This is a genomic window from Sinorhizobium fredii USDA 257, assembly GCF_000265205.3.
Lineage (GTDB): Bacteria > Pseudomonadota > Alphaproteobacteria > Rhizobiales > Rhizobiaceae > Sinorhizobium > Sinorhizobium fredii_B.
Window position 1 is genome coordinate 2,827,175 of the sequence record NC_018000.1, and the last position, 24,975, is coordinate 2,852,149.

The following is a 24,975-nucleotide window of genomic DNA, read 5'->3' on the forward strand; positions in this document are numbered from 1 at the left end:
CGTTGCTTTGGCGCTGTAGCAGTTGAGATGCTGCATGTTTTGAACCCTAAACGGGCTACCCTTTATGGAAGCGTGCAGTGGGGTCGCCACAGCGATCTTCCCTTTCGGAAGCTTCAAACCGAACGCCATATATCGTCCTCTATATTTCGCAACCCCATCTTTCGATGTAATTATTTCAGTCCCGAAGGCGTAGACCCTTCGAGATATTGGGCCATAAAGATATAGACATAGGTTGCAACGGCCTCGCTTCTAGCAAGGAGTTTTACCATGGTTTCTATCACGAAAGTGCTTTTTGCATGTGCATTGGGCGTGTCTTCTTTGTTGGCATTTCCGATGCTTTCAATCAGTCCCTCCGACGGCCTTGAATCCGGCAAGGCATTCGCAGATAACCGCGACCGGGGACACCCGTCCGGTGACATAGGAAGACAAGACAGCCGCACGACCAGTTCGGGAAACTAATTGAACCCGCATCCAAAAAGCTCGCTCGTATTCGGAGGCCCTGGTGGCCTCCTTTTTTTTGCGATTTCACGCAGGCCTGCTTGTCATATATTGTGCCCGACGCGCGGCAAGCGCTGAGCGAGTCCCAATGTCCAGTTTTCGGAGATGTTGTGCAGGTGGATTCTGATCGCTCCCCATCTGATGTTGCCAAGGTAGAGGCAAATTGCTCGGTTGGAAAGGCCGCCGCAAATCAGTGTCGTGAACTTAAGTTCACGGGGTGTAAGCAGGTTAAACTTCAAATATCCCTGCTTGCTCGCTTGAGACGCTTTGGCCAGCAGCACTTCGCGAGATCACGGTGTTGATCGATAGGGTTGAAGATTCCCGTAGCGCTTGCCGCCCTGCATGTGCAATACATGACAGCTAATAATAAGAGTATTTGAATCTCGCTTTCAGAAGTCTACCCCAAAAAAAGAGGCCATTGGGGGCCTCCGCTGATCTGCTAGTAGAATCAATTTGCCTGACAATATCGTTTAACATTGTCTTGTTTTTCGCTGCAGGCATGATTGGATTATCTCGTTTTCCACAAACACCCTTATTTTCTAGTATACCATTGTTAGGAAAAGAGAGTAGAAATTTCTTTCTAAACTAACTTTGATAATATTGAGTCTGTATGAAATTCGTCATCAAAAAACTCTCAAAATTAAATACGTAGGATCATTTCAACAGCTATTTGGCATCAAGGCACGTTGCGCTTAGAATAATTGCACCGAAGGACCCACGTGAGAATATAGAGGATCATATACAGGCGAAAAATTTCCTGCCAAGAAGATCAGGTGGCGAAGGCACGACTACTGCGCGATCTCGAACGCCAAGCGCCTTTGGTGATCCGGGTCGTACTCATGTCAAAAAATTCGATCGGACCTGCTAACATAACCCTTCGGTATACAGTTCTATATATTCTCAAGTCCTCAGGGGAATGGGAGGATCGCATCCAAGTTGATAGTTGTTGGATGCTGAGGAGTCCACGTCAATGCACTCCAAAACACCCCAAGCGCGGCCAACACGGAGTGAAGAAGACCGCCGCGAATTTCTAAAGAAATGCGGTCGCTTCGCTGCCATCACGCCGCCATTGGTTACAATGCTACTGTCCACTAGCCTCACTTCGGACGCTATCGCCAAATCCGGCGCCGATAATCGCGATGGCTCCGGTCGTGATCGTCCCCGCCGAGACCGCAGGGCGCGCCGAGTTGACCAAGGACGCTCGGCCGACGTGGCCAGGGAAGGGCACGGGGATTTTCGATGAAGCTGCGAAGGAGCGCGACTTTCCTGCTTTGGCAGCGGTAGGCGATCTTTGTCGAGTCGTCGCGGATCTTCAAATTTTCGCACCAATGCCGTTGGGAAGCTATAGGTCAATTCTGAACATCGCGGTCCTTTGCAGTCCGAACGATGACCCACATAGGTCGATATTACACCGCCAGATAGGCCGCGATCACTGCCGCTATCTGATCGGAGCTCAGAGCGTCCATCTGGGAGTCCATCAAGGCGTTCAGTTGCGTGCTAGACAGATTCCCGATGTCTTCTGTGGACAGGCCCGCCACACCGGATGCGCTGAACGAGGCGACATCTTCCGCTGAGAAGGTTGCCAGATCGTCGGTCTCCAGTGCGGCGACCTGCGCCGAGGTCATCGCACTGACCTGGACCGACGTCAAAGCCTCGGCCTGGTCTGTCGTCAAGGCGGCGACGACCCTGGTGCTCAACCCCGAGATCGCGCTCGTGCTCAAGGCGACGATATGATCGGTGGAGAGCTGGGCGATGTCGTCAGTCCCCAGAGCCGCTGCCTGTATGGCGTTGAGGGCACTGAGCTGCGCCGTGGACAAGGTGGCGATCTGGGCGGTGCTCATCGCCGCCACCTGGTTGTAGCTCAGCGATCCGATCTGGCTTGTTCTCAATGCGGCGATCTCGGCAGTGGAGAGCGCTGCGACAAAGGTGGTGGACAGGCCTTTGATGGCCGACGCGTTGATCGCCGCCAGTTCCGCGGTCGAGAACGTACCGATATCCTCGGTGGTCAGACCGGCGAGCCCATCGGCGCTCAAGGCGGCAATTTGACCGGTGGACAGCGAGTCGATCTGAGTAGCGCTCATGGTTCCGACCTGGGCGCTGCTCAGGCCCGCAATGCTGGTGGTCCCCAGAGCGGCGATCTCGGCGGTGGAGAGCCCGGCGATGAATTCCGTGGGCAGTCCCCTGATGGCGGAAGAGCTGATCGCCGCGAGTTCCTCGGCCGAGAACCCCTCCAGATCATCCGTGCTCAGCCCCGACAGCGCATCCGAGCTCATGGCGGCGATCTGCACGGTGGTAAGGGCGTCGACCTGATCGTCGCTCAGGGCCCTGACCTGATCGCTGCCGAGGCCGGCAACGCCCGCCGTGCTCAAAGCGGCAATCTGCGCCGTCGAGAGTACCGCGAGATCGTCGGTGCTTAGTGCCGCCACTTGCTTGGAGCCGAGACCGCTGATCTGCGCCGTTGACAGGCCCTCGATCTGGTCGGTGCTCAGCGCGTTGATCTGGGCGGTGGAAAGGCCTGATATGCCGGCCGAGCTCAAGGCCCCGATCTGATCGACCGAAAGCGCAGCGATGGTGTCTGTGGAGAGCCCCAACACGGCAGTCGAACTGATCGCCGCTATTTCATCCGTCGAGAAGGTCTCCAGATCATCCGTGCCGAGAACGGCGATCTGCTTCGAACTCAGTGCGGCAATCTGGAACGAGGTGAGAGCCTCGACCTGGTCGATGTTCAAGGCGTTGATCTGGGCCGTTGAAAGGCCGGCGATGCCACCCGTGCCCAGCGCCGCGATCTGATCTTCCGAAAGCGCCGCTATCGTGTCGGTGGACAATCCCGCCACGGCACGCGAACTGATCGCTGCGATATCCTCGGTCGAGAAGCTTTCCAGATCGTCCGTACTCAGCGCCGCGATCTGCGTCGAACTCATCACCGCCACCTGGGCCGAGGTCAGGGCCTCGAGCTGATCGGCGTTCAGCGTGTCGATCTGGGCGGTGGAAAGGCTTGCAAACGCTGCCGCACCCAGCGCGGCAATCTGGTCCGTCGAGAGAATCGCGATGTCGTCCGTTCCCAGCACCGCCACCTGCTTGGAGTTCAGGGCTGCGATCTGGTCGGTCGACAGTGCCTCGATCTGGGCGGTGCTCAACGCCTGGATCTGGATGGTGGAAAGACCGGCGACGCCCGCCGCGCTCAAGGCGGCAATCTGATCCGCCGAAAGCGCTGCGATCGTGTCCGTGGACAATCCCGCCACGGCGCCCGAGCTGATCGCCCCGATATCCGCGCTCGAAAAGCTCTCCAGATCGTCCGTGCTCAGCACCGCAATCTGCGTCGAACTCATCACCGCGATCTGACTCATGGTCAGAGCCTCGAGCTGATCGGCGCTCAGCGCCTGGATCTGCATGGTCGAAAGCGCCGCAACGCCCGCCGTGCTCAGTGTGGCAATCTGTTCCGTCGAAAGAGCCGCAATGTCGTCGGTGCCCAGCGCCGCCACCTGCTTGGACCTGAGAGCAGCGATCTGGTCGGTCGACAGGGCCTCGAGCTGGTCGGCGCTCAAGGCGTTGAGCTGGGCGGTGGAAAGGTCTGCGACGCCGTCCGCGCTCAAGGCAGCGATCTGATCCGCCGAAAGCGCTGCTATCATGTCCGTAGACAACCCCGCTACGGCATCCGAACTGATCGCCGCGATATCCGCGGTCGAGAAGGTCGCGAGATCCTCCGTGCTCAGCGCCGCGATCTGCGTCGAACTCAGCGCCGCGACCTGTTCTGAGGTCAGGGCCGCGAGCTGCTCGGCGCTCAGCGCATCGATCTGTGCCGTGGAAAGGACCGCAATGCCAGCCGTGCCAAGCGCGGCAATCTGGTCCGCCGAGAAGGCCGCAATGTCCTCGGTGCCCAGGGCCGCCGCCTGCTTGGAGCTGAGGACAGCGACCTGTTCGGTCGACAGGGCTGCGATCTGGTCGGTGCTCAACGTACTCATTTGGGCCGTCGTAAGACCGGCGACGCCGGCCGTGCTCAAAGCCGCGATCTGTTCCGCCGAAAGCGCCGCAATCGTATCCGTGGACAGTCCCGCCACGGCGCTTGAACTGAGAGCCGCGATCTCCGCCGTCGAGAAGCCTGCAATGTCGTGCGTGCTCAGCGCAGCGATTTGCTTGGAGCCGAGCGCGGCGATCTGGTCCGTCGTCAAGGCATCGACCTGGTCCGCGCTCAGGATGGAAATATCCGCCGTGCTCAGACCGACAACGCCGCCCGCGCTCAAGGCGGCGATCTGGTCGGTCGAGAGCGCCGCGACGTCGTCCGTGCTCAACACGTCGACCTGTCTGGACGTGAGCGCCCCCATCTGGGCCGTGGTCAAGGCCGCAAGCTGATCGCTGTTCAAGGCATCGACCTGCTTGGTGCTCAGCGCCGCAACGGCAGCCGTGCTCAACGCAGCGATCTGACCGGCGGAGAAGGCAGCTATGACATCCGTCGAAAGGCCGGAAACGAGATCCGCGCCGATCGCCGCAATGTCCTCGACCGACAGCGCCGTTATATCGTCCGCATCAAGCGCGGAGATTTGCTGCGACGTCAGCCCGCCAATCTGGTCGGTCGACAAGGCGGCAATCTGGTCGGAGTTCAGAACAGCGATCTGCTTGGTGGTCAGTCCGGCGACGGCCGTGGCGCTCAAGGCTGCGATCTGATCGGTCGAAAGGGAAGCGACGGCAGACGTGGACAGTCCCGCTATGGCACTCGCGCTGATGGCAGCAATGTCCTTGATCGAGAAGACCGCCACGTCTTCCGTCCCCAGGACTGCAAGCTGCGTCGAGCTCAGGGCGCCGACCTGCGCCGCGGTCAGAGCCTCTAGCTGATCCGTGCTCAAGGCAGCGAGCTGCTTCGTGGTCAGTCCCGCCATGGCAGCCGTGCCCAAGGCCCCGATCTGATCGGTCGAGAGGGCCGTGATATCGCTTGTGCCCAAGGCGGTGACTTGCGTCGAACTCAGGGCGGCAACCTGCTTGGTGCTCAAGGCGGCGAGCTGGCTGGTACTGAGCGCGTTGACCTGTGCGCTGCTCAGGCCGGCAATGCCGGCCGTGCTCAGGGCCGCAACCCGATCCGTCGAGAGGGCCGAGACGGCGGCCGTGGAGAGGCTCGAAATGGCACTCGAACTGATGGCCGCGATGTCCTTGGTCGAGAAGACCGCAATGTCTTCCGTCCCCAGGACTACAAGCTGCGTCGCACTCAGAGCGCCGACCTGGGTCGAAGTCAGGGCTTCGACTTGATCGGTGCTCAAGGCGACGAGCTGCCTGGTGGTCAGTCCTGCGACGGCAGTGACACTCAAAGCTGCGATCTGATCGGTCGAGAGACCCGCAAGGTCGTCCGTGCCCAGGGCGGCGACCTGCGCCGAGCCCAGCGCCGCCACCTGCTTGGTGCTCAAGGCGGCGAACTGGCTGCTGCTGAGCACGTTCAACTGCGCGCTGCTCAGGCCGGCAATACCCGTCGTGCTCAGGAGAGCGATCTCATCGGTGGAAAGGGCAGCAATGACAGCCGTGGACAGTCCCGTCATGGCGCTCGCGCTGATCGCCGCAATGTCCTTGGTCGAGAAGACCGCTATGTCCTCCGTCCCCAGGGCTCCGATCTGAGTCGAACTTAGGGCTCCGACCTGGGCGGCGGTCAGGGCCTCCATCTGGTCGGTGCTCAAGGCCACGATTTGCTTTGTGCTCAGCCCGGTGATCGCCGTTGTGCTCAACGCCGCGATCTGGTCGGTCGAGAAGGCCTCGATGTCGCTCGTGTCCAGGGCGGCAATTTGCGCCGACGTCAACGCGGCGACCTGCTTGGTGCTCAGCGCGACGATCTGGTCCGTGGACAGGGCCTCGACCTGGTCAGAGGTCAGCTCGCTGATGCCGGCGGTGCCGAGCGCGGCGATCATGTCCGAGGACAGGGCCGCGACAGTCTCCGTGCTCAAGGCGGCGACTTGCGTCGATTTCAGCGCGGCAATCTGTTTGGTGCTCAAAGCGACGACCTGGTCGGAGCTCAGCGTGGCCATCTGGTCCGTGCTCAGGCCCGCGATGCCGGCGGTGCTGAGCGCGGCAATCTGCGTGGAGGACAGGGCCGCGACGACATCCTCCGACAAGCCCGAAATGGCCTTCGAGCCGATTGCGGCAATATCGGCGGTCGAGAACGCCTCTATGTCCTCTGGCTCGAGGGCCGAGAGCTGGGTGGAGCTGAGAACGGCAACCTGCGTGGAGGAGAGGGCTGCAATCTGGTCGCTGGACAGGGCGTCGATCTGGTCGGTGCTGAGGTGAGCGACGCCCTTCGTGGTCAGCGCCACGATCTGGTTCGTGGTGAGGGCCTCGATGAGATCTGCCGACAATCCGGCAACGGCGCTCGAACTGATCGCCGCGATATCGGCGGTCGAGAATGCCGCTATGTCCTCCGCACTGAGGACGGCAAGCTGCTCGGAGCCGAGGGCGGCAACCTGTGCAGTGGAGAGAGCCCCGACCTGATCGGAGGACAAGGCTTCGATCTGGTCGGCGGTCAGGCCGGCGACAGCCTTCGTGCCGAGCGCCGCGACCTGAGCCGTGGTCAAAGCCGCGACGTTGTCCGTGTTCAAGGCGGCGATTTGCGTCGAACTCAGCGCTTTAAGCTGCGCGGTGGACAGGGCCGCGGTCTGGTCGGTCGACAAGGCGGCGATCTGTGCGGTGGTCAGGCTCGCGACCGCACTCGTGCTGAGCGCGGCGATTTGAGCGGTGGAAAGCGCTGCAATGGCGTCCACGCTGACGCCCGGGGCGCCTTTGTTGGTAATTGCCGCCATCTCGGCGGTCGAGAACGTCGCTACGCCCTCTTCTCCAAGAGCGGCGAGCTGTGTCGAGCTCAGTGCCTTCACCTGCGAGACGGACAAAGCTTCTGCCTGGGCGGTCGACAGGCCGGCGATCTGGGTGCTCGACAGGCTGGCGATCGCACTCGTGCTCAAGGCCGCAATCTGATCGGTGGACAGGGACGCGATGACCTCCGCATCCAATCCCAGTATGGCTTTGTTGCTGATCGCGGCGATGTCGCCGGTCGAGAACATAGCCAACCCGTCGGTCCCCAGGGCCGCAATCTGTCGCGCGTTCAGGACCTTCACCTGTGTCACGGACAGAGCCTCGATCTGGTCGGTCGACAACGCAGCGATCTGATCGGTTGTCAGGCCCAGGACGCCCTTCGTGCTGAGCGCCGCGACCTGATCGGTGGACAAGGCCGCAAGATCGTCCGTGCCGAAGGCGGCGACTTGCGCCGAACTCAATGTCCTGAGCTGTGCGGCGGAAAGGACCGCGGTCTGGTCGGAGGACAAGGCGTCGCTCTGGGCGGTGGTCAGGCCCGAAATGGCACTGGTGCTCAGGGCAGCAACCTGAGCGGTCGAAAGCGCAGCGATGGCTTCCGTACTCACTCCCTTGATGGCCAGATTGGTGATCGCCGCGATTTCGGCAGTCGAGAATGTCGCGATGCCGTCGGTCCCGAGCGCCGCAAGCTGCCTCGAATTCAGCGCCTTCACCTGCAAGGCAGACATCGCCTCGGCCTGATCGGTCGACAGGGCGGCCATCTGCGCGGTCGTCAGGTTGGCGACCGCAGTCGTGTTCAGGGCGGCAATCTGTGCGGTGGAGAGCGCAGCGATCGCACCCGTGGTCAAGCCCCATACGGCCTTGTTGATCGCCGCGATTTCGGAAGTCGAGAATGCCGCGATGCCGTCCGTCTCCAAGGACCCGAGCTGCGCCGCGGTCAGCGCCTTCACCTGTGAGACGGTCAGTGCCTCGATCTGGTCGATCGCCAACACGCCGAACTGGTTGGTGGAAAGCCCCGAGATCGCCGAGGCGCTCAGCGCAGCAATCTGATCGGTGGAAAGCGCGGCAATATCGTCGCTGCCCAAGGCATCGATTTGCGAGGCCTTCAGTGCACCGACCTGGGCTGTCATCAAGGCGGCAATCTGATCGGTGGACAAGGCGGCGATCTGCGCGGCCGTCAGGCCGGCGATGGCGCGGGTGCTCAAGGCGGCAATCTGATCCGTGGAAAGGGATGCGATGACCTCTGTGGCCAGACCTGACACGGCTTTCGCACCGATGGCCGCGATGTCGGCGGTCGAGAAGGTCGCCAGGTCTTCCTCGCTCATGACCGAGAGCTGCAACGCGCTAAAAACCGCGACCTGGGTCGAACTCAACGCCTCCGTCTGGTCCGTCGAAAGACCGTCGACCTGCGTCGTCGTGAGGGCCGCAACTTGGCTCGTGCCGAAGCTTTCGATGTCGGATTGGTCGAGGACGGCGAGTTGCTCCAGGGTCAAACCGACGACGGCGCTTGGGGAGATGGCGGCCAACTGCCGGGAACTGAGGACATCGACGTCCTCCGTGTCCAGCGCGGCGATCTGAGCCGATGACATCGCGCTGATCTGCTTCGTCGTCAACGAGGCCACGTCTTCCGTCGTCCAGGCAGCCACGGCCGCCGTCGAATAGGATTTGATCAGAGTGGGGCTCAGGGACGAAATGATGGAGGTCATGCGTGAAAACCCTTGGGCCTGCCAAAGCAGTTCTTATTAGCAACGATCGCGCCGAAAGAGATGCCGTCGTCCATGCAGGATCCCGCGCATCTCTGGCCAGCGACCTGGCGATGGCTGCCTGCCGGCTGCTGAGACGCCATCGGATACGCGCCACCAATAAAGGAGCGGACTTGCCTGAACCTGAAGAACCGCTCAGTGAGGCGGCTCAGCACTGATCAGCGTCTTTCCGCTGGTGCTGCGCGACGGCGCGCTCCAGCTCGGACGCGACCTGCTGACGCTCCCCGGCGTGGATTGATACCAGACCGTACTAAGCCGCCCAGAGGGCAGATGGGGAGCCGATTTTGTCGCTTGCGGCAATTTTGGGGTTTGGGTCGAACCGGTATTTCGGAGGGAGGAAGGACGGGGAGACCGCGTTTCCTCGGCCTGCGCCGTTCGCCTCGCTGCTCACGCCGGCCGCTCGCCGGCCCACCGAGGCCCGCGCGGCTGCGCTGGCGCTTTTGGAGTTGCGATTACGGCTTCAATGCTTGCTATCGGATAGTGGAATGCCCTTTAGATGGGCGAAAATGCGAAACCAGAATTCGTGGTCCGCCTCTCGACGATCGACGTAGGCCTCAAGCGCGCAATGAGCCACGGCCGTGGTGGCATCCACACCGTACAGCTCTACGGCGGCTTCTATGGCGCTCTCCTGATCGAAATTACCTGCAAAGATGCTTTTCACCTGGTCATCCCTCATTTTCGTTGATGGTTCTTAGCCTTAGCTGGCCCGTCCCATTAACCGCATGCCCTCGCCAGTCCACGAGATGAATGTTCGACTTCCTGCAAGCGGTCCACCCAGGATGACAGGCGTGTTGATCTCGACCAGGCCGTGATCGAGGAGAACGCGAAGCCGACGCCACGGGAGGTCGGTTTCCTCGCCCCGGCGATCAGCGCCATGTCCTCCTGAACCTGCTGAGCCGCGCTGCTCGCCATCGCGGGCAACTTGGAAAATATTGTCATCCTCTACGCCTCCTGCGTTGTCAGAAGTCTTCCATTGTTGGTTGATGCCCAATGCTCACCCATTCAATCTGAGATTTTAAGCATCGGTACGCAATATCTCCGGAGGAGATATGCGGCGGCAGTCGGGGTCACGGCGGAAAGCCGCGCCCTGCGATGCAGGGCGCGGCCTAATCCATGGGCCCTCCTCAATGGCCAGCGCCGGGCCGAAGCCAAATAGACCCCGTCCTGCCTTCAACGCCGACGACAACGGCGCCGCAAGCGCCTCCAACATGGGCCCCGTGGGTAGGACCAACGCCGCGTTTGCCGCCGTTGCGAAATGATCCGCCCCCAAGCCACCGGAGGTGCAACGCCAGCCTGCCCCAATACAGCCGCCACAGAATGCCGGTGAAGGTTTTGAGATGGCGCTCGGGCGATTGCCCACCAAACGGCCGGTCATCCTTGTGCTTGCACTAGGACTTTCAGTCTTCAGCCTACCTCGGCAAGGCGGCCGTGACCGGAGGGGTACGAGGCAATCGAAAGATGGCGGAGCTCGGGGCCGGCATGTTCCTGAAACCTCCTCGGATTCGGCCGCCTCTCACCGCCAACAAAGGTCATGCGATACTATTGGGGCGGCGTGTCACATTCGGGGTGCGGTCCTGAATGAACGAAGCTGATGAACGCCATCACCGCCGCACATGACGGTGCGATCCAGATGATCGACAGCACTTCGATCACCCGGGGCTCACCAGCAGGCTGCGACGGGAGAAGAAAAGCCAGACATTTTGAACAACCGTTTCGTTCGAATGTGTAGCGTGGCCGCGGCAGCGATGTGCCTATCTCTTTCGCCTCTATAATATTGCGATTTAATCGCACCCGATTTATATATGCGGCAGTAAGAACTCGATTGGATTTACCCATGACCACGTCCCCGACCGCAAAGAGCTCCAGCGGACCGCCCGCGTCCCCGCAGGCAGGCAGCGGGGGACGGAAGCTGTCGAATTTCCTGTGCTTCGCGATCTACTCGGCTAACCTTGCCTTCGGTCGGGCGTATAAGCCGATCCTCGACGAGATTGGCCTGACTTACACTCAATACATCGCCCTGGTCGCCCTCTCCGAGGGGGACGACCAGACCGTCGGGGAACTCGGGGAAAAGATGTTCCTCGAATCCAACACGCTGACGCCGATCCTCAAGAAGCTCGAGCAGATAGGCTTCATCATTCGTCGCCGCGATCCCGCGGACGAGCGGCAGGTTCGATTGAGCCTGACCCCCGCCGGACGCACTCTGCTCGATTCCGATCCCGCCGCGGCGCTGGTCGACGCGACCGGGCTTGGAGACGACTTTGATGAAGTGCAGGGAAACGTGGCGAGGCTACGCGACAATCTCCTACGCACCACGCGGGCCGGCCCGGAAAAATCATAGGGGCTCCGCCAGCGGAGCGCCGGTAACGGCGTCGCCGGCCGCCGATAAGGTGTTACGGCTCCCGGCGCCACTTGCAGCAACTCTGGGTGTCCACGCGCCGGTCCTCTGCAAAGACATCGCAGCGGCTCACTGACGGCGCCGCTCACGTGCGCATGCTGGGAACTCGAGATCGCTCAGGCGCAAATCAGGTCCCGTCTCGGCTCGGCCGGATGTCCGCACGCCGCATTAAACCTTTTCGAGCAGACTAAACTGAACCGGGAGAAGTTTGCGAAGCTTGAGTTCCCCTGCCGCATTTTTGTCATTGACAGTCAGGAATTGTCCTTTTCCAGATCCCAACGGCCTGACCAGGCGTCCATCCGGCTTGAGCTGGTCAAGCAATGCCGGCGGCGACTGCTTGGCCGCCACCGTGACCAGTATCTTGTCGAACGGAACGCGCTCAGGCCAGCCGCGAGACCCGTCTCAGACACGAATGCCGACATTGCTATAACCGAAGCCCTGCAGCAGAGCCTCGGCATGGCTTGCGAATTCCTTAATGATTTCCACGCTCCAGACCTGCCGGCGAGCTCCGCGAGGATTGCGGTTTGATAGCCCAGGCCGGTGCCGATTTCGAGCACTGCCTCATGCCGTTGGGGAGCGAGGAGATCGGTCAGCGACCATGAAGGGCTGCGAGATGGTTTTATCGAGGCCGATCGGCAGCGGCATGTCCCGATAGGCATAAGGCGCAAGCGGGGCTGGCACGAAGAGATGCCGCGGCACCCACTGCATCGCAGCCGTCACCGGATCAGCGCCGCCCTGCCGAGCTCGTCGCTCGCAAGCTGGACATTGATAGCAATCAGCTCGACCATGTGCCTGCGTAAGATCGCGAGGTGCTCTTCATTCATTGGTTTCATGATCGCAGGCCTTCCTCATTGCCAGATAGCTATGATCAGACGGCCTCAGGCGTGACCGGAACCGAGTCCACTTGCGCCATGGCGCGCAAACCGCGGTGGCCGCAAATGGGTCCCTAACCGGTCATTGGTGTCTGTATGGTCAATGGGCTTAATTGGGCCCAGTTCCAGTCGCTCGAAAAAGGTTCCGAAACTGACTCCGCGATCAGGAAGGGCATTACCGTCGGACGGACCCCGATGAGATACCTGCCTGCAAATTGAAGCACACCGTCAATCGCTAGTATTATTCACTCTCCACCGCAAGGTCGCTAGTGAGCAGATGATTGTCATTCGTTCCGCGATTCTCCTGGCATCAGTTTTGGTAGCGGTTGCCGTGGCAGCGCTATCGTTCGGCTGGTATTGGCTCCACTTCGGCAGACCCGTCGGTGAAGCCAAAACAGCCGCACTCGGCCGGACGCTCTATGCTCAGCACTGCGCCTCCTGCCACGGCGCACTACTTGAAGGCCAGCCTGATTGGAAACGCCTGCTGCCGAGCGGCCGGATGCCCGCGCCGCCGCATGACGCTTCCGGTCACACCTGGCATCATCCCGATGGTGTGCTCTTCCGCCTAATCAAAGAGGGACCGGCCGCAGTTGTGGGCGGAGGCTACCAAAGCGATATGCAAGGCTTTGGCGAGATCCTCAACGATGATGAGATCCGTGCGGTGCTGGCATTCTTAAAGAGCACCTGGCCAGAGCGCGAGCGCGCTTACCAAGCGGAAATGAGCCGCCGGGAGCGAGAAGAGATGAAGTGATATGATCCTGTGGCAGAGGCTGAATGGGAGGACCATCCATGGGCATTTACAGCGAAGTCATCCTGCCAAGGCTCTGCGATCTCTCCATGCGCAACGAGCGCCTGCGCGCCTATCGCGAACGTGTGATCGGCGCGGCGGAGGGGCGGGTCCTGGAGATTGGAAGCGGCTCGGGTCTGAACCTGCCATTCTACAGTCCGATGGTTCGCGAGATCTTGGCACTCGAACCCGACCCGAATCTCCTCGCGATGGCCCGTCGCGCTCCGCCTGTTGACGCGCCATTGAATTTCATCGAAGCCTCCGCGGAGCGGATTCCCCTCGACGACAGCAGCGTCGATACGGTGGTGACGACCTGGACTCTTTGCACGATCCCGGAAGCCGCCGAGGCTCTAACCGAAATGCGCCGCGTGCTCAGGCCGCAGGGCAAACTCCTCTTCGTCGAGCACGGCCTTTCGCCCGACCGCGGCGTGCGCTGGTGGCAGGATACGCTCACGCCGATCTGGCGGCGTATCAGCGGCGGCTGTCATCTCAACCGCCCGATCCAGTCGATGATCGAAAAAGCCGGCTTCGGCATCGAGCGCATCGAGACCGGCTACATGCGAGGGCCGAAGCCAATGACGTTCATGTATGAGGGCAGCGCCCGCCCTAGATGAGTAACGGCCGCGCTCTTAGTCCAGCGCCCGCTATTTTGCGCGTGCCGACGCGATCAGCCGCTTCATGGTCGCCTCGTCGACGAGTCCGCGGACCACTTCCTTTCCGACGACGAAGCTCGGCGTGCCGCCGATGCGCAAGGCTTCCGCGAGGGCGATGTTGCGCTTGATGGCGGCGTCGATCGCCGGGTCTTGCATGTCGGTCTTCAGGCGCTCGACATCGATCCCCACATCGGCGGCGACTTCGAGGGTCGAGGTCTCGGTGATGCGGCCGTTGTAGGTCATCATCCTCTGGTGAAAGGCGAGATACCTGCCCTGCTTGCGGCTCGCAAGCGCGGCGCGAGCGGCGAAGACTGAGCCCGGACCGAGGATGGGATATTCCTTGAAGACGAGCCGTATTCCCTTGTCGGCTTTTTCGAGCTTGCCGAGCAGCGGTGCCGCCTGCCGGCAATAGGGGCAGTTGTAGTCGAAGAACTCGACGACGATGGCGTCGCCTTGAGGATTCACGCCGACCGGGGCATCCGGATCGTTGAAGATTTCATCGCGCCGCTCTGAGACCACCTTGGCCGCTTCGCCGGCAGCCGCGGCCTGCCGACGGGCCTCCAGGTCCTTCACAGACTGCAAAATGACCTCGGGGTTGGCGAGAATATAAGCATGAAGTTGCCGCTCGAGATCGTCCGTCTTTCGGGCGGGCGGAAGGATCCCCAACGCGTATAGAAGCGCCAGTCCGGAGAGCACGACCGACAGGCCCGCGAGCGCAATTGCGGTAAACGCCAAGAGCCTCGGACATCGCCCCCGCTTTCCAGCGGCGGAGTCCGGTTCGGAAGAGGAATTGTCGGGCGCTTCTGCTACCATGGGAGCAATCCTGTCAGCTTCTCCCAGAAACCTGGCTCCGGGTGCGGATGCGGCTTCTGTGTCCGGTTTGTCAGCGCGTTGACGAAGACGACCAGATTGACCGTCTCGAACTTCAGCCCGTGAAAGCGGGCGCGCAGGCGACCGTCCTGATCGATCACGTGGGTGACGATCCCGTGCATCTGCATGCCGCCGTTGTCTTCGGTGAACTTGAGACCGTAGGTCTCGGCGATCTTGCGGGTCGTGTCCTCGGGGTTGTCCGGGTCGGTCGTCAGGAAGACCCAGTTTGCCGGATCAAGGCCATGCGCCTGGCCGTAGTCGCGGAGGACCGGGCCGGTGTCGTGCTTCGGATCCGTTGTGATGGTGACGAACTCGACCATCTCCTTCATCGGAGTCTGGTTGATCGTCTTCTGGATTTCGGCAATCCGCTCCGCATGCAGCGGACAGACGTCCGGACAGTTGGTGTAGACGAAATTCAGGACGACGACCTTGCCACGCAACACGTCGAGGCCGACCACCCGCCTGTCGGCATCCTGCAGGGTGAAGGCAGGCGCTTCGCTGTCCACGGGCTGGAAATACTGCTCCTTGTCGCGGAGGTCCTGATCGACCTCCTCGAGCGAATGAGCCGCCGCCGGCGCGGTCAACGCCATCACCGCGGCGATCGCGAGGAGTGCCAGTCGCAGCATACGCACCGGATACATCATTGCGAATTTCCCTTGTTGCCGGAGGTGGGCACGCCTCCCGCTTTCTGTTCGACGATCGACTTGAGGAACGCCACCATGTCCGGTGCGTCCCATTCAGCAGGCCCCATCAGTCGGCCGAGTTCCCGTCCGTCGGTGTCGATCAGGATTGTCGTCGGCAATCCGACTGCCGCAAGGGCGGAGAGCGCCCGACCGGAAGCGTCGACGTGCGCGGCGAGCCGCCGAACCCCGATCTCAGAGTAGAACGTCTTCACCGTCTCCGCTCCCAGGCGGTCAACCGAGAGGGCGACGACTTGAAACCTGTCACCGCCCAGCGCCGCCTGCAGCCGATCGAGGGTCGGCATCTCCTTGCGGCACGGCAGACACCAGGTCGCCCAGACGTTGAGCAGAACGACCTTGCCGCGGAAATCCGCGAGCGTGCGAGGCTGTCCGTCGCCGTCGGTGAACAGAACATCCGGAATGGGCTTCGGCGTATCGTTCAGCACGAAGCCCTTGGGGACACCCTCGGGTTCTGGACCGACAGAGGCGCGGAGAAAGAGAGCGCCTGCAAATCCAGCGAAGCCCATGACACCCAGCAGCAGAAGCGACCGACGGCGCATGGCCGACGGCGCAGAGGTCCTCGCTGTGTCGGTGTTCATCTTGGTCATTCCGTCGTGTAGACCTCCGGGGTCTTGCCGTCCTTCGGCACGGTGTAGATCACAAACGGTTCGGTTTTGGTGCCGATCATGCCCGGCGAGCCCATTGGCATTCCAGGCAACGTTATGCCAGCGATCGGGGGTCTCTCCTTGAGCAGCTTGCGGACGACGTTCACCGGCACGTGCCCATCGACAACGTAGCCCTCGACGAACATCGTGTGGCAGCCCTGCAGGTCTTCCGGCACGCCGGCCTTTCGGCTGATCTCGAGAAGGTCGTTGGTCGGTTTGACGTCAACGTTGAAGCCGTTGTCGCGGAGATACGCGGCATAGCCCTCGCAGCAGCCGCACTGCGGGTTCTTATAGAGCGTCGCCTGCAGCGGATCGGCAAGCGCCGGCGAGGCGAAGGCCATGAGAAGGGCGAGACTGGCGAAGCGGATCGAAGGATTCATTTCGGTTCTCCTTGTTCTGTTTGGTTCAGGCGACGCGCAGCACGGTCATCATCCCGGACATCTGGTGGTCCATGACATGGCAGTGCAGCATCCAGTCGCCGGGGTTGTCGGCGACGAAGGCGACCTCGACCACGTCCTTCGGGGCCATCAACACTGTGTCCTGCCACTGGCGGTGCGGGACGGCCTTGCCGTTGCGGCTCAACACTTTGAGGCTGTGGCCGTGGAAGTGCATCGGGTGCCACCAGGCGGTCTCGTTGCGCAGTTCCAGCAGGACGCTGCGGCCCCGCTCGAAGACGAGGGCGGGTTCCATGCCGGCATGGCCGTCGCCGGTCATCGACTGGCCGTTGATCGTCCAAACCGCGTCGTGGCCCATGCCCATCATTCCACCGCCGCCACCCATAATGCCGCCCATCATCCCACCCATGCCGGACATTCCGCCCATGCTCACCATGCCGCCCTGGAGCGTCAGCGTGTGGCGCTCGGCCGATGCGAGGTTCGGCTCCGGCAAGGGATTGCGGGGCAGTACGACAAGCGCGTCGAAAACGTGCGCGCGGATCGGCGGCCGGCTATCGTAAGCAATCTGCGTCAGCCGGTAGGATAGGCCGTCGTAGAAGTCGTCGACGACATCGTAGCGCCGGCCCGGCTCGCCCTCGAGGTCGAGGACGAGATCGACGCGCATCGCCGGGCCGACAAGGATTCGGCCGTCTTCGGGTTCGTGCGGATCGCAGGGCTGGCCGTCGATCGTGACGACTATCGGTCGATGCCCTTCAAACCGAAGCGCCATGATCCGGGCGAGCGACGCATTGACGAGGCGCAGGCGGACGCGCTCGCCAGTCCGGAAGGGCTCCGCTTCGGAGACCCGGCCGTTGAGCGTCACCGTATTGCCGACGCGTCCGGACATCGCCGCCTCCATCCGGTTGCCAAAGCGCGATGCGATCGCGCCTCTGTCCGTCAACCGCCAGTCGGAAAGGAGCCAGAGGACGTCATGATCGACGGCGACGGGTTCGCGCTCCTCGACGATGACCGCTCCGGCGAGACCGCGGCCGAGTTGCTCGAGACTGTTGGCATGCGGGTGATACCAGAAGGTCCCCGCGTCCGGCGGCGTGAATTCGTAGACGAAACGCTCTCCCGGCTTGATCGGCGGCTGCGTCAGACCAGGCACCCCGTCCATGGCGTTGGGAAGCCTGATGCCGTGCCAGTGGACGGTGGTCTCCTGGTCCAGTCGGTTTTCGACGACGAGGCGAGCGCGCTCGCCCTGGCGAAGCCGCACGACCGAGCCCGGAACCGTTCCGTTGTAGGTCCAGACATCCGTTTCCGGCCTATCTGGACGAAGTCGCGCGCGGCCAGGCGCGGCGACGATGCGGTAGCCGTCGGATGGCGCGGACTGCGCCGGGAACGGTGCCAACGCACTCGCCAGCAGAAGGCCCGCGCCAGCCTGGAGCAGACCCCGGCGAGACACGAGACAATGGGATTCGCTATTCACATTCGATCCTTCCGATCATCGTCGATGACGGAACGCATGGGCGGCAATGCACACGCGTTCGTTCATCCGGTTGTGTCGCTGGCCGCGACAGCCGGAACTCAGCCGATGTAGGAGGTTCGTGGTGGATCGGGGTCGGGCTGCACCCCCCTGCCAACGAGGAGAGGATCGCGGACACCTGCAGAAGCGGGCTTCTCGCCAATCGGAACGAGCGTCGCTATCGGCAGCGGCGCGACGGCGGGGGCGGCGCAGACGTTGCCGCAGGCCATCGCCTTCAAGCCGCCGGGCTGGTCGGGACAATCCTGACAGTCGCCCTGGTCCGACATGGCCATCTCGGACATAGTCGCCATCTTCGCAGTCATGCCGCTCGCCTGGGCGACCGACAGGCCCATCCCCGCGGCAACGAAGGTCGCGAGGAGCAAGAGGCCAAGCTGTCGGACAGACCAGCGTTTCATAGCGGAGAGAATCGCGCCGAACCTCCGGGAATACAAGCCATGATGCGCCCCAGAGGAGACCCAGCGCGTCAACATTGCGTGACGCGACGCGAGCGGACGTCTCAGCGGAAGAACACGTATTTGATCAGGGCCGCGATCACGAGCACGATCATGAGAAACGCGACGATGCCGATGCCCCCCATGCCCCACATCATGCCGCCGCCCATCATGTCGTCCATCATGGCATCCTCCCTTCATTCGGCCTTACCCCTTTTTCAACGTGCCATTGATTGCCGCAAGCTGTCGTGGCGCAGGTGAGATGGGTATGGCTGTCATTCGGCTGTCCTCGATGGCTCCGGCGGCTGGGCCGCCTGTCTCACCGCCCTTGGTTCGACCGCTGATTGCTCGATGCCCGCGATGGCTAAGTAAGGCGATGTCGGCGATCCCAGGCCTGCGCCGGCTCCCAACGATGCGAGGCACCCGATGGAGGTATTTGTTGGAATAGACGTCGCAAAAGAGACCCACTGGGTCTGTGCGCTCGATCATGCGGCTCGCGTTCTTCTCAACCGTGCCGTCGACAACGAACAGGCCGATATCGACGCCCTTGTCAGGGAACTGGTGGCCCTTGGCGACGACGTTGTGATCGGGCTGGACATCACCGGATCGCTGGCCCGCTTCCTTGAAGCGGTCCTGCTGGCCGAGGGCCTGCGTCTCGTCCACGTACCGGGCATCGCCGTCAACCGGGCCGGACACGGCTTTGCCGGCGGCGAGCGCAAGTCGGACCCACGCGATGCCCACACCATCGCCGATCTCGTCCGCACCCGGTCGCTGCGTCCGATCCTGCCCGACGACGAGACCGTCATCGCGCTTCGACTGAAGGTCACACGCCGACGCGAGATCACCGATGACCAGACACGCCGTATCTCCCGATTGCGCCAGCTCCTCGGCGCCATTCATCCCGGCCTGGAGCGGCGCCTCGACCTGACGGGCAAGGGACCGCTCGTGCTCATCACCCGCTATGTCACGCCGGGCGAGATCCGCTCTGCAGGCCACAAGAGGATCGTAGCCTACCTCAGGAAGACGCCGCATCTGCATGCGGCCGAAGCGCTTGCCCGGGCCGCACTCGAAGCCGCCCAGGGCCAGCGAACCGTCGTGCCGGGGGAGGCCGTCTTCGCCGACATGATCCGTGAGATCGCAGCCGAAGCGCTCGAAGCCCGCCAGATCCTTGGCCGCCTCGACAGGGATATCGAGGCGCTTCTCGACGACCACCTTGATGGCGCCCTCATCCGTTCCCTGCCGGGGATGGGGGCGGAATTGACGGCGGAACTCATCGCCAACATCGGCACCATCGACAGGTTCCCCTCCGCCGACGCGCTGGCCAGCGCCGCCGGTCTGGCGCCTGTCATCCGACAGTCCGGAATGTCCAGGAACTGGCGACGTGCCCATGGCGGCGACAAGGCCCTCAAACGCGTCTTCTTCCAGAGCGCCTTCTGCGCCGTCTCCACAAGGGACCCACTGTCCAAGGCCTTCTACGACCGAAAGCGAAAAGAGGGAAAACACCACACCCAGGCTATCATCGCCCTGGCCAGACGGCGCATAACCGTCCTCTGGACCATGATCCGATCCAGACAGGCATTCGATCCCAACCGAAAAGCGGCTTGACTTTTCCATTACTCAGCCGCCTCCAAGAGCTTCTCCTCTGCGGCCTCGACCGCTGGTCGGTTGTCGGCCGCCAGCCGCCAGCCCTTCACCAGTCCGTAGATCGCCGGGATCACCGCGAGCGTCAGCACCGTCGACGAGATCATGCCGCCGATCATCGGCACCGCGATGCGCTGCATGATTTCCGATCCGGTTCCGGTGCTCCAGAGGATCGGCACCAGCCCGGCGATGATCGCGACGACTGTCATCATCTTCGGCCGCACCCGTTCGACCGCACCGACCATGATCGCCCTGTGGAGGTCATCCCGCGTGAACGCGCGCTTCTCCGCCGCGCAGACCGACCGCTGCTCCCGCAGCGCCTGGTCGAGATAGATCAGCATGATCACGCCCGTTTCGGCCGCCACGCCTGCCAGCGCGATGAAGCCGACGACCACCGCGACCGAGGCGTTGAACCCTAGCCACCACATCAGCCAGATGCCGCCGACGAGCGCGAAGGGTAGCGACAGCATGACGATCAGCGTCTCGGTCAGCGCCTTGAAGTTCAGGTAGAGCAGCAGGAAGATCAACGCCAGCGTCAGCGGCACGACGATCGCCAGCCGCGCCTTCGCCCGTTCGAGATACTCGTACTGGCCGCTCCAGGCGACCGAGTAGCCGGGCGGCAGCGGGACGCTCTTGGCGACGGCCTCCCGCGCTTCCGCGACGTAGCCGCCGAGATCGCGATTGGCGATGTCGACGAAGACGTAGACGGCGAGCTGGCCATTTTCGGTGCGGATCGTCGTCGCACCGCGCGTCAGCTTCACTTCCGCCACTTCGCCCAGCGGCACGCTGCCGCCGCCCGGAAGCGCGACCTGGACGTCGCGGGCGATCGATTGCGGATCGCTGCGGAAGGCGCGCGGATAGCGGACCGCCACGCCGTAGCGCTCGCGCCCCTCGACCGTCGAAGTGACCACCTCGGAACCGAGCGCTGTGCCGATCACCTCCTGCACGTCGTCGACACTGAGGCCATATCGTCCGAGCGCGATGCGGTCCGGTACGATGTCGAGATAGTAGCCGCCGATCACTCGCTCGGCGTAGGCGCTCGATGTGCCGGGGATCGTCTTCAGCACGGTCTCGATGTCGCGGGCGATCCGCTCCATCTCCTTGAGGTCGATGCCGTAGACCTTGACGCCGACGGGCGTGCGGATGCCGGTCGACAGCATGTCGATGCGGGCGCGGATCGGCATGGTCCACGCATTGGAGACGCCGGGGAACTGCAGCGCCGCATCCATTTCCTGCTTGAGGCTGTCGATGGTCACGCCCGGCCGCCATTCGGACTTCGGTTTGAGGGTGATGATCGTTTCGAACATCTCCGTCGGCGCGGGATCGGTGGCGGTCAGCGCCCTCCCGGCCTTGCCGAACACAGTCTCGACCTCCGGGAACGACTTGATGATCCGGTCCTGGGTCTGCATCAGCTCGGCCGCCTTGGTCACCGACAGGCCGGGCAAGGTCGTCGGCATGTACATCAGCGTGCCCTCGTTGAGGCTCGGCATGAACTCGCTGCCGATCTGCCGCGCCGGCCACACCGTCGCGGCGAGCGCGGCGACCGCCAGCAAGATCGTGATCGTCTTCGCCCGCAGCACCCCGGCGATGACCGGGCGGTAGACCCAGATCAGGAAGCGGTTGAGCGGGTTCTTGTGTTCGGGCACGATCCGGCCGCGCACGAACACGACCATCAGCGCCGGAACGAGCGTCACGGACAGGAGCGCGGCGGCCGCCATCGCGAAGGTCTTCGTGAAGGCGAGCGGTCCGAACAGCCGTCCCTCCTGTGATTCGAGCGTGAAGATCGGCAAGAACGATACCGTGATGATCAGCAGACTGAAGAAGAGCGCCGGGCCAACTTCGCTTGCGGCCTTGATCAGCACCTCGGTGCGGGGTTTGTCGGGCGGCGCGCGCTCCAGATGCTTGTGGGCGTTCTCGATCATCACGATCGCCGCGTCGATCATCGCGCCGATGGCGATGGCGATGCCGCCGAGGCTCATGATGTTGGCCCCAATCCCTAATGCCCGCATTGCGACGAATGAGATCAGGATGCCGATCGGCAGCATGATGATCGCGACGAGGGCGCTCCGGACATGCAGGAGGAAGGCGATCGTCACCAGGGCGACGATGACGGATTCCTCGACGAGCGTGCCCTTGAGCGTCTCGATCGCCGCCTCGATTAGCTCCGAGCGATCGTAGACGGGCAGGATTTCCGTGCCGGCGGGAAGGCTTTCCTTGATCGCCGTCAGGCTCTTCTTGGCGCTGTCGATGACGTTAAGCGCGTTTTCGCCGACCCGCTGCAGCACGATGCCGCTTGCGACCTCTCCTTCGCCGTTCAACTCAGTAATGCCGCGGCGCTCGTCTGGAACCGTCTCCACCCGCGCTACGTCGCCAAGACGGAGCGGCGTGCCGCCTTCGGTCACCAGAACGATGTTCTCGATGTCCTTGATGCCCTGCAGGTAGCCTTTGCCCCGGACCATGAACTCGAATTCGGAAATCTCGACCGTCCGCCCACCGACGTCCCGATTGCTGGCGCGGACCGCGTCGGCGACTTGTTTAAGCGTCACGTTCTGCGCTCTGAGGCGTGCCGGGTCGACGACGATGGAATACTGCTTGACGAAGCCGCCGACGCTCGCGACCTCGGCGACGCCCTCGGACTTCGAAGCGGCGAAGCGGACAACCCAATCCTGCAGCGAGCGGAGTTCCGCCAGCGACAGTTCCTTCGCCACGAGGGCGTACTGGTAGACCCAGCCCACGCCCGTCGCATCCGGGCCGAGGCTCGGCGACACGCCTTCGGGCAGCCTGCTGGAGGCGGCGTTCAGGTATTCGAGCACGCGGCTGCGCGCCCAGTAGGGATCGGTCCCGTCTTCGAAGATGACGTAGACGAAGGAAACCCCGAAGAAGGAGAAGCCGCGCACGACCCTCGAGCGTGGGACGGTCAGCATGGACGTCGTCAGCGGATAGGTGACCTGGTCCTCGACCACCTGCGGTGCCTGGCCGGGATAGTCGGTAAAGACGATGACCTGCACGTCCGAGAGGTCCGGGATGGCATCCAGCGGAAGCGTCCGCAGGGAATAGACTCCGGCGGCAATCGAGAGCGCAGCGCCGACGAAGATCAGCACGAGATTGCGGGCGGACCAGGCGATCAAGTTCGAGATCATGGCTGTGCCTCGCTCGCGGTCAGCGCATTCAGCGCCGCGTTGAGGTTGCTTTCAGCGTCGAGCAGGAAGTTGGCGGCAACCACGATCTTCTCGCCGGCTTCGATCCCTTTCGTGATCTCCGTCCGGTCATCGCCACGCGCTCCGAGAGCGACGTCTCGCGGTTCGAAGCGGCCGTCGCCCTTGTCGACGAACACCAGTTGGCGATCACCCGTGTCGATGACGGCGCTGTTCGGCACGGCGACAACCGGATCCGGTTCGCCCGAGGCGATCTCGACCTCGGCGTACATGTTGGCGAGAAGCAGGCCATCGGCGTTGGAGAGCTCAACCCGTACCTTGGCCGTCCGCGTCTGCGCCTGAAGTTCGGGATAGATCAGGTCGACGGTGCCTTCGAACATCTTGCCGGGGAGATTGCGCACGCTGACCGTGGCGGGCGCGCCCTTCCGGATGGCTGCGGCATCGTATTCGGGGACGTCCGCGATCACCCACACCCTGGACGTGTCGGCGATGCGGAACAGGACGTCGCCGGCCTCCGCCATCATGCCCGTGGTCGCGTTGCGCTCGAGGACGACGCCGTCGCCGGGCGACAGGTAGGCGATGCTCTTGGGCACCGCCCGGTCGCGCGCGATCGCCCGGACCGCCTCTTCCGGTACGCCGAGATTGCGCAGTTGCAGCGCGCCGCCGACGTCGAGGTCGGGCTTGCCGCCGCCGCGCAGTTCCGTGGCGTATTCAGCTCCGGCCTTGGCGATCTCCTTCGAATAGAAATGGAAGAGCCGGTCACCTTTTTTCACTCGGTCGCCTGTGGTGACGTCGGCGACATCTTCGATGAAGGCGTCCGCCCGCATCGAGACAATCCGCACCAGTCGTTCGTCGAATGCGACAGTGCCGGGCACGCGCACCTTGCGGGCGATGACGGCTCGCTCCGCCGTCGCTGTCTTCACCCCGGTCCGCTGGAGCTTGCCGAGCGAAACTTTGACGACGGAGGTGTCCGCCTCGTCGCCCTCGTAGACCGGGATGTAGTCCATGCCCATCGAGTCTTTCTTCGGCACCTTGGAGGTGTCGGGCAGGCCCATGGGATTGCGGTAATAGAGTATCTTGCGCTCGCCCGCGTTCGGCGTGGCTCCCGCGCTTTCGGCGGATGCCTTCTCCACCGTCTCGAAGGATACGTCCTCGCTCTGCCGCACGGCGACGAAGGCGCGGCCGTCAGGAGTTTCCTTCGGCATAGCCGAATACTCCGGCGCACCGTCCGGATGGCGGTAGTAGATGACCTTGCCCGTCGGCATGGCCGCGGGCGGCATTGTTTCCCCGAGCGCCTGCCCGGGGAAAAACTGGCGGAAGTTGGTGGCGAGGCCGCGCGTGCCCGCCACGTAGCCTCCCCCGCCAGCGGCGGCGAGGGAGCTGACGAGGACCAGGAATTTGAACGTCTTCACGGTGTCGCCTGCAGGATGACTTCGCCTTGGACGGTGTCGGTCTCGCCCTGGACCTTGGCAGCGAGCTTGAAGCGCCAGCCGCCTTCCATGCTGAGGTTGGTCTTGAAGCGGTAGATGCCGGGTTCCGTAGACGGCACAGGCTCGACAGAGGTTGTCATTGCCTCCATGCCTTCCGGTGCCATGTCGAGGCGCGTGGTGAAGATCACCGCGTCCGAAACGGGCTTTTCCGTTCGCTTGTCGATCAGCCGAACCGCGACGGTCGCTTCCGGACTCTGCGCGACCTCGGACTGGACGAGCTGGAACTCGTAGTCCGTTGCAGTGGCGAAGGATGTGGTTGTCGAGGCGAGCACAACCGCCAGCGATGCGAGGATTCCCTTGCGAGAAAATTGGTTCATACGAAATCTCACCCAGGACGGGCAGGTCGGCCGCGTCCTTGAACAGACAATATGGTCGGAT

17 protein-coding genes and 2 pseudogenes are annotated in these 24,975 nt (G+C 62.7%); 7 read left to right on the forward strand and 12 right to left on the reverse strand.

The features are described from left to right. The first annotated feature begins 1,468 nt into the window (after nt 1-1,468). Nucleotides 1,469-1,741, forward strand: coding sequence for a hypothetical protein (locus USDA257_RS38780; protein ID WP_144051926.1), 273 nt, complete (start codon nt 1,469-1,471; stop codon nt 1,739-1,741). 163 nt (nt 1,742-1,904) lie between these two features. Here the strand turns inward: USDA257_RS38780 and USDA257_RS13055 are convergent, their stop codons facing one another. After that, complete coding sequence (locus USDA257_RS13055; RefSeq protein WP_014763435.1) at nt 1,905-8,981, reverse strand: hypothetical protein; 7,077 nt, start codon at nt 8,979-8,981, stop codon at nt 1,905-1,907. Nucleotides 8,982-9,534: 553 nt separating this feature from the next. On the opposite strand from USDA257_RS13055, the gene USDA257_RS36600 reads away from it, so the two are divergent. Further along, nucleotides 9,535-9,723 carry a hypothetical protein gene (locus tag USDA257_RS36600; RefSeq protein WP_014763436.1) on the forward strand — a complete coding sequence of 63 codons (189 nt, stop codon included), beginning with the start codon at nt 9,535-9,537 and terminating at the stop codon, nt 9,721-9,723. A gap of 29 nt (nt 9,724-9,752) precedes the next feature. On the opposite strand, the gene USDA257_RS13070 is transcribed toward USDA257_RS36600, so the two are convergent. Next, on the reverse strand, nt 9,753-9,977 hold the full coding sequence (locus USDA257_RS13070) for a hypothetical protein (protein WP_041414176.1): 225 nt from the start codon (nt 9,975-9,977) through the stop codon (nt 9,753-9,755). 646 nt (nt 9,978-10,623) lie between these two features. Here USDA257_RS13070 and USDA257_RS36605 point away from each other — a divergent pair. Beyond that, a pseudogene (locus tag USDA257_RS36605) lies at nt 10,624-10,726 on the forward strand (IS5/IS1182 family transposase); the annotation flags it as partial. A gap of 146 nt (nt 10,727-10,872) precedes the next feature. Beyond that, nucleotides 10,873-11,376 (forward strand): MarR family winged helix-turn-helix transcriptional regulator, encoded by a 504-nt coding sequence (locus USDA257_RS13080; protein ID WP_014763439.1) that lies wholly within the window; start codon nt 10,873-10,875, stop codon nt 11,374-11,376. A gap of 225 nt (nt 11,377-11,601) precedes the next feature. On the opposite strand, the pseudogene USDA257_RS38530 reads toward USDA257_RS13080, so the two are convergent. Beyond that, nucleotides 11,602-12,266, reverse strand: a pseudogene (locus USDA257_RS38530) (protein-L-isoaspartate O-methyltransferase family protein). A 316-nt stretch (nt 12,267-12,582) separates the two neighbouring features. Here USDA257_RS38530 and USDA257_RS13090 point away from each other — a divergent pair. Both USDA257_RS13090 and USDA257_RS13095 read left to right on the forward strand, forming a co-directional pair. Next, on the forward strand, nt 12,583-13,056 hold the full coding sequence (locus USDA257_RS13090) for a c-type cytochrome (RefSeq protein ID WP_014763440.1): 474 nt from the start codon (nt 12,583-12,585) through the stop codon (nt 13,054-13,056). Nucleotides 13,057-13,094: 38 nt separating this feature from the next. Beyond that, complete coding sequence (locus USDA257_RS13095) at nt 13,095-13,706, forward strand: class I SAM-dependent methyltransferase (protein WP_014763441.1); 612 nt, start codon at nt 13,095-13,097, stop codon at nt 13,704-13,706. Nucleotides 13,707-13,736: 30 nt separating this feature from the next. Here USDA257_RS13095 and USDA257_RS13100 read toward each other — a convergent pair whose 3' ends face one another. The 6 genes from USDA257_RS13100 to USDA257_RS13125 form a co-directional block, all read right to left on the reverse strand. Next, a complete protein-coding gene (locus tag USDA257_RS13100; protein ID WP_014763442.1) occupies nt 13,737-14,558 on the reverse strand; it encodes a DsbA family protein in 822 nt (273 codons plus the stop codon). Beyond that, a complete protein-coding gene (locus tag USDA257_RS13105; protein WP_223843427.1) occupies nt 14,552-15,256 on the reverse strand; it encodes an SCO family protein in 705 nt (234 codons plus the stop codon). Before USDA257_RS13105 ends, USDA257_RS13100 begins: the two co-directional genes overlap by 7 nt. Beyond that, nucleotides 15,256-15,903 carry a redoxin family protein gene (locus tag USDA257_RS13110; RefSeq protein WP_014763444.1) on the reverse strand — a complete coding sequence of 216 codons (648 nt, stop codon included), beginning with the start codon at nt 15,901-15,903 and terminating at the stop codon, nt 15,256-15,258. Before USDA257_RS13110 ends, USDA257_RS13105 begins: the two co-directional genes overlap by 1 nt. Beyond that, complete coding sequence (locus USDA257_RS13115; protein WP_014763445.1) at nt 15,900-16,340, reverse strand: DUF411 domain-containing protein; 441 nt, start codon at nt 16,338-16,340, stop codon at nt 15,900-15,902. The genes USDA257_RS13110 and USDA257_RS13115 overlap by 4 nt, the downstream gene beginning before the upstream one ends. 25 nt (nt 16,341-16,365) lie before the next feature. Further along, nucleotides 16,366-17,823: a multicopper oxidase family protein gene (locus USDA257_RS13120; protein WP_014763446.1), complete on the reverse strand. Its 1,458-nt coding sequence runs from the start codon at nt 17,821-17,823 to the stop codon at nt 16,366-16,368. Between the two features lie 98 nt (nt 17,824-17,921). Next, the gene (locus tag USDA257_RS13125) at nt 17,922-18,275 is read right to left on the reverse strand and encodes a hypothetical protein (RefSeq protein ID WP_041415211.1); all 354 of its coding nucleotides are present in this window, start codon (nt 18,273-18,275) and stop codon (nt 17,922-17,924) included. Between the two features lie 462 nt (nt 18,276-18,737). Here USDA257_RS13125 and USDA257_RS13130 point away from each other — a divergent pair, with 462 nt between their 5' ends. Then, on the forward strand, nt 18,738-19,916 hold the full coding sequence (locus USDA257_RS13130; RefSeq protein WP_014763449.1) for an IS110 family transposase: 1,179 nt from the start codon (nt 18,738-18,740) through the stop codon (nt 19,914-19,916). 8 nt (nt 19,917-19,924) lie between these two features. On the opposite strand, the gene USDA257_RS13135 is transcribed toward USDA257_RS13130, so the two are convergent. From USDA257_RS13135 to USDA257_RS13145, 3 genes are read right to left on the reverse strand one after another with little or no spacing between them, the layout of a single operon-like run. Beyond that, entirely contained in the window at nt 19,925-23,092 is a 3,168-nt protein-coding gene (locus USDA257_RS13135; RefSeq protein WP_014763450.1) for an efflux RND transporter permease subunit, read from the reverse strand. Further along, nucleotides 23,089-24,519 (reverse strand): efflux RND transporter periplasmic adaptor subunit, encoded by a 1,431-nt coding sequence (locus tag USDA257_RS13140; protein WP_014763451.1) that lies wholly within the window; start codon nt 24,517-24,519, stop codon nt 23,089-23,091. The genes USDA257_RS13135 and USDA257_RS13140 overlap by 4 nt, the downstream gene beginning before the upstream one ends. After that, nucleotides 24,516-24,914 carry a FixH family protein gene (locus USDA257_RS13145; RefSeq protein WP_014763452.1) on the reverse strand — a complete coding sequence of 133 codons (399 nt, stop codon included), beginning with the start codon at nt 24,912-24,914 and terminating at the stop codon, nt 24,516-24,518. The genes USDA257_RS13140 and USDA257_RS13145 overlap by 4 nt, the downstream gene beginning before the upstream one ends. Nucleotides 24,915-24,975: the final 61 nt, after the last annotated feature.

What these genes read in the sequence shown, in the direction of transcription:
- USDA257_RS13130 (WP_014763449.1), top strand. Translation starts at nt 18,738, where the DNA reads ATGGAGGTATTTGTTGGAATAGACGTCGCAAAAGAGACCCACTGGGTC.
- USDA257_RS13095 (WP_014763441.1), top strand. Translation starts at nt 13,095, where the DNA reads ATGGGCATTTACAGCGAAGTCATCCTGCCAAGGCTCTGCGATCTCTCC.
- USDA257_RS13145 (WP_014763452.1), bottom strand. Translation starts at nt 24,914, where the DNA reads ATGAACCAATTTTCTCGCAAGGGAATCCTCGCATCGCTGGCGGTTGTG.
- USDA257_RS36600 (WP_014763436.1), top strand. Translation starts at nt 9,535, where the DNA reads ATGGGCGAAAATGCGAAACCAGAATTCGTGGTCCGCCTCTCGACGATC.
- USDA257_RS13125 (WP_041415211.1), bottom strand. Translation starts at nt 18,275, where the DNA reads ATGAAACGCTGGTCTGTCCGACAGCTTGGCCTCTTGCTCCTCGCGACC.
- USDA257_RS13115 (WP_014763445.1), bottom strand. Translation starts at nt 16,340, where the DNA reads ATGAATCCTTCGATCCGCTTCGCCAGTCTCGCCCTTCTCATGGCCTTC.
- USDA257_RS13080 (WP_014763439.1), top strand. Translation starts at nt 10,873, where the DNA reads ATGACCACGTCCCCGACCGCAAAGAGCTCCAGCGGACCGCCCGCGTCC.
- USDA257_RS38780 (WP_144051926.1), top strand. Translation starts at nt 1,469, where the DNA reads ATGCACTCCAAAACACCCCAAGCGCGGCCAACACGGAGTGAAGAAGAC.
- USDA257_RS13090 (WP_014763440.1), top strand. Translation starts at nt 12,583, where the DNA reads ATGATTGTCATTCGTTCCGCGATTCTCCTGGCATCAGTTTTGGTAGCG.
- USDA257_RS13135 (WP_014763450.1), bottom strand. Translation starts at nt 23,092, where the DNA reads ATGATCTCGAACTTGATCGCCTGGTCCGCCCGCAATCTCGTGCTGATC.
- USDA257_RS13070 (WP_041414176.1), bottom strand. Translation starts at nt 9,977, where the DNA reads ATGACAATATTTTCCAAGTTGCCCGCGATGGCGAGCAGCGCGGCTCAG.
- USDA257_RS13110 (WP_014763444.1), bottom strand. Translation starts at nt 15,903, where the DNA reads ATGACCAAGATGAACACCGACACAGCGAGGACCTCTGCGCCGTCGGCC.
- USDA257_RS13100 (WP_014763442.1), bottom strand. Translation starts at nt 14,558, where the DNA reads ATGGTAGCAGAAGCGCCCGACAATTCCTCTTCCGAACCGGACTCCGCC.
- USDA257_RS13055 (WP_014763435.1), bottom strand. Translation starts at nt 8,981, where the DNA reads ATGACCTCCATCATTTCGTCCCTGAGCCCCACTCTGATCAAATCCTAT.
- USDA257_RS13105 (WP_223843427.1), bottom strand. Translation starts at nt 15,256, where the DNA reads ATGTATCCGGTGCGTATGCTGCGACTGGCACTCCTCGCGATCGCCGCG.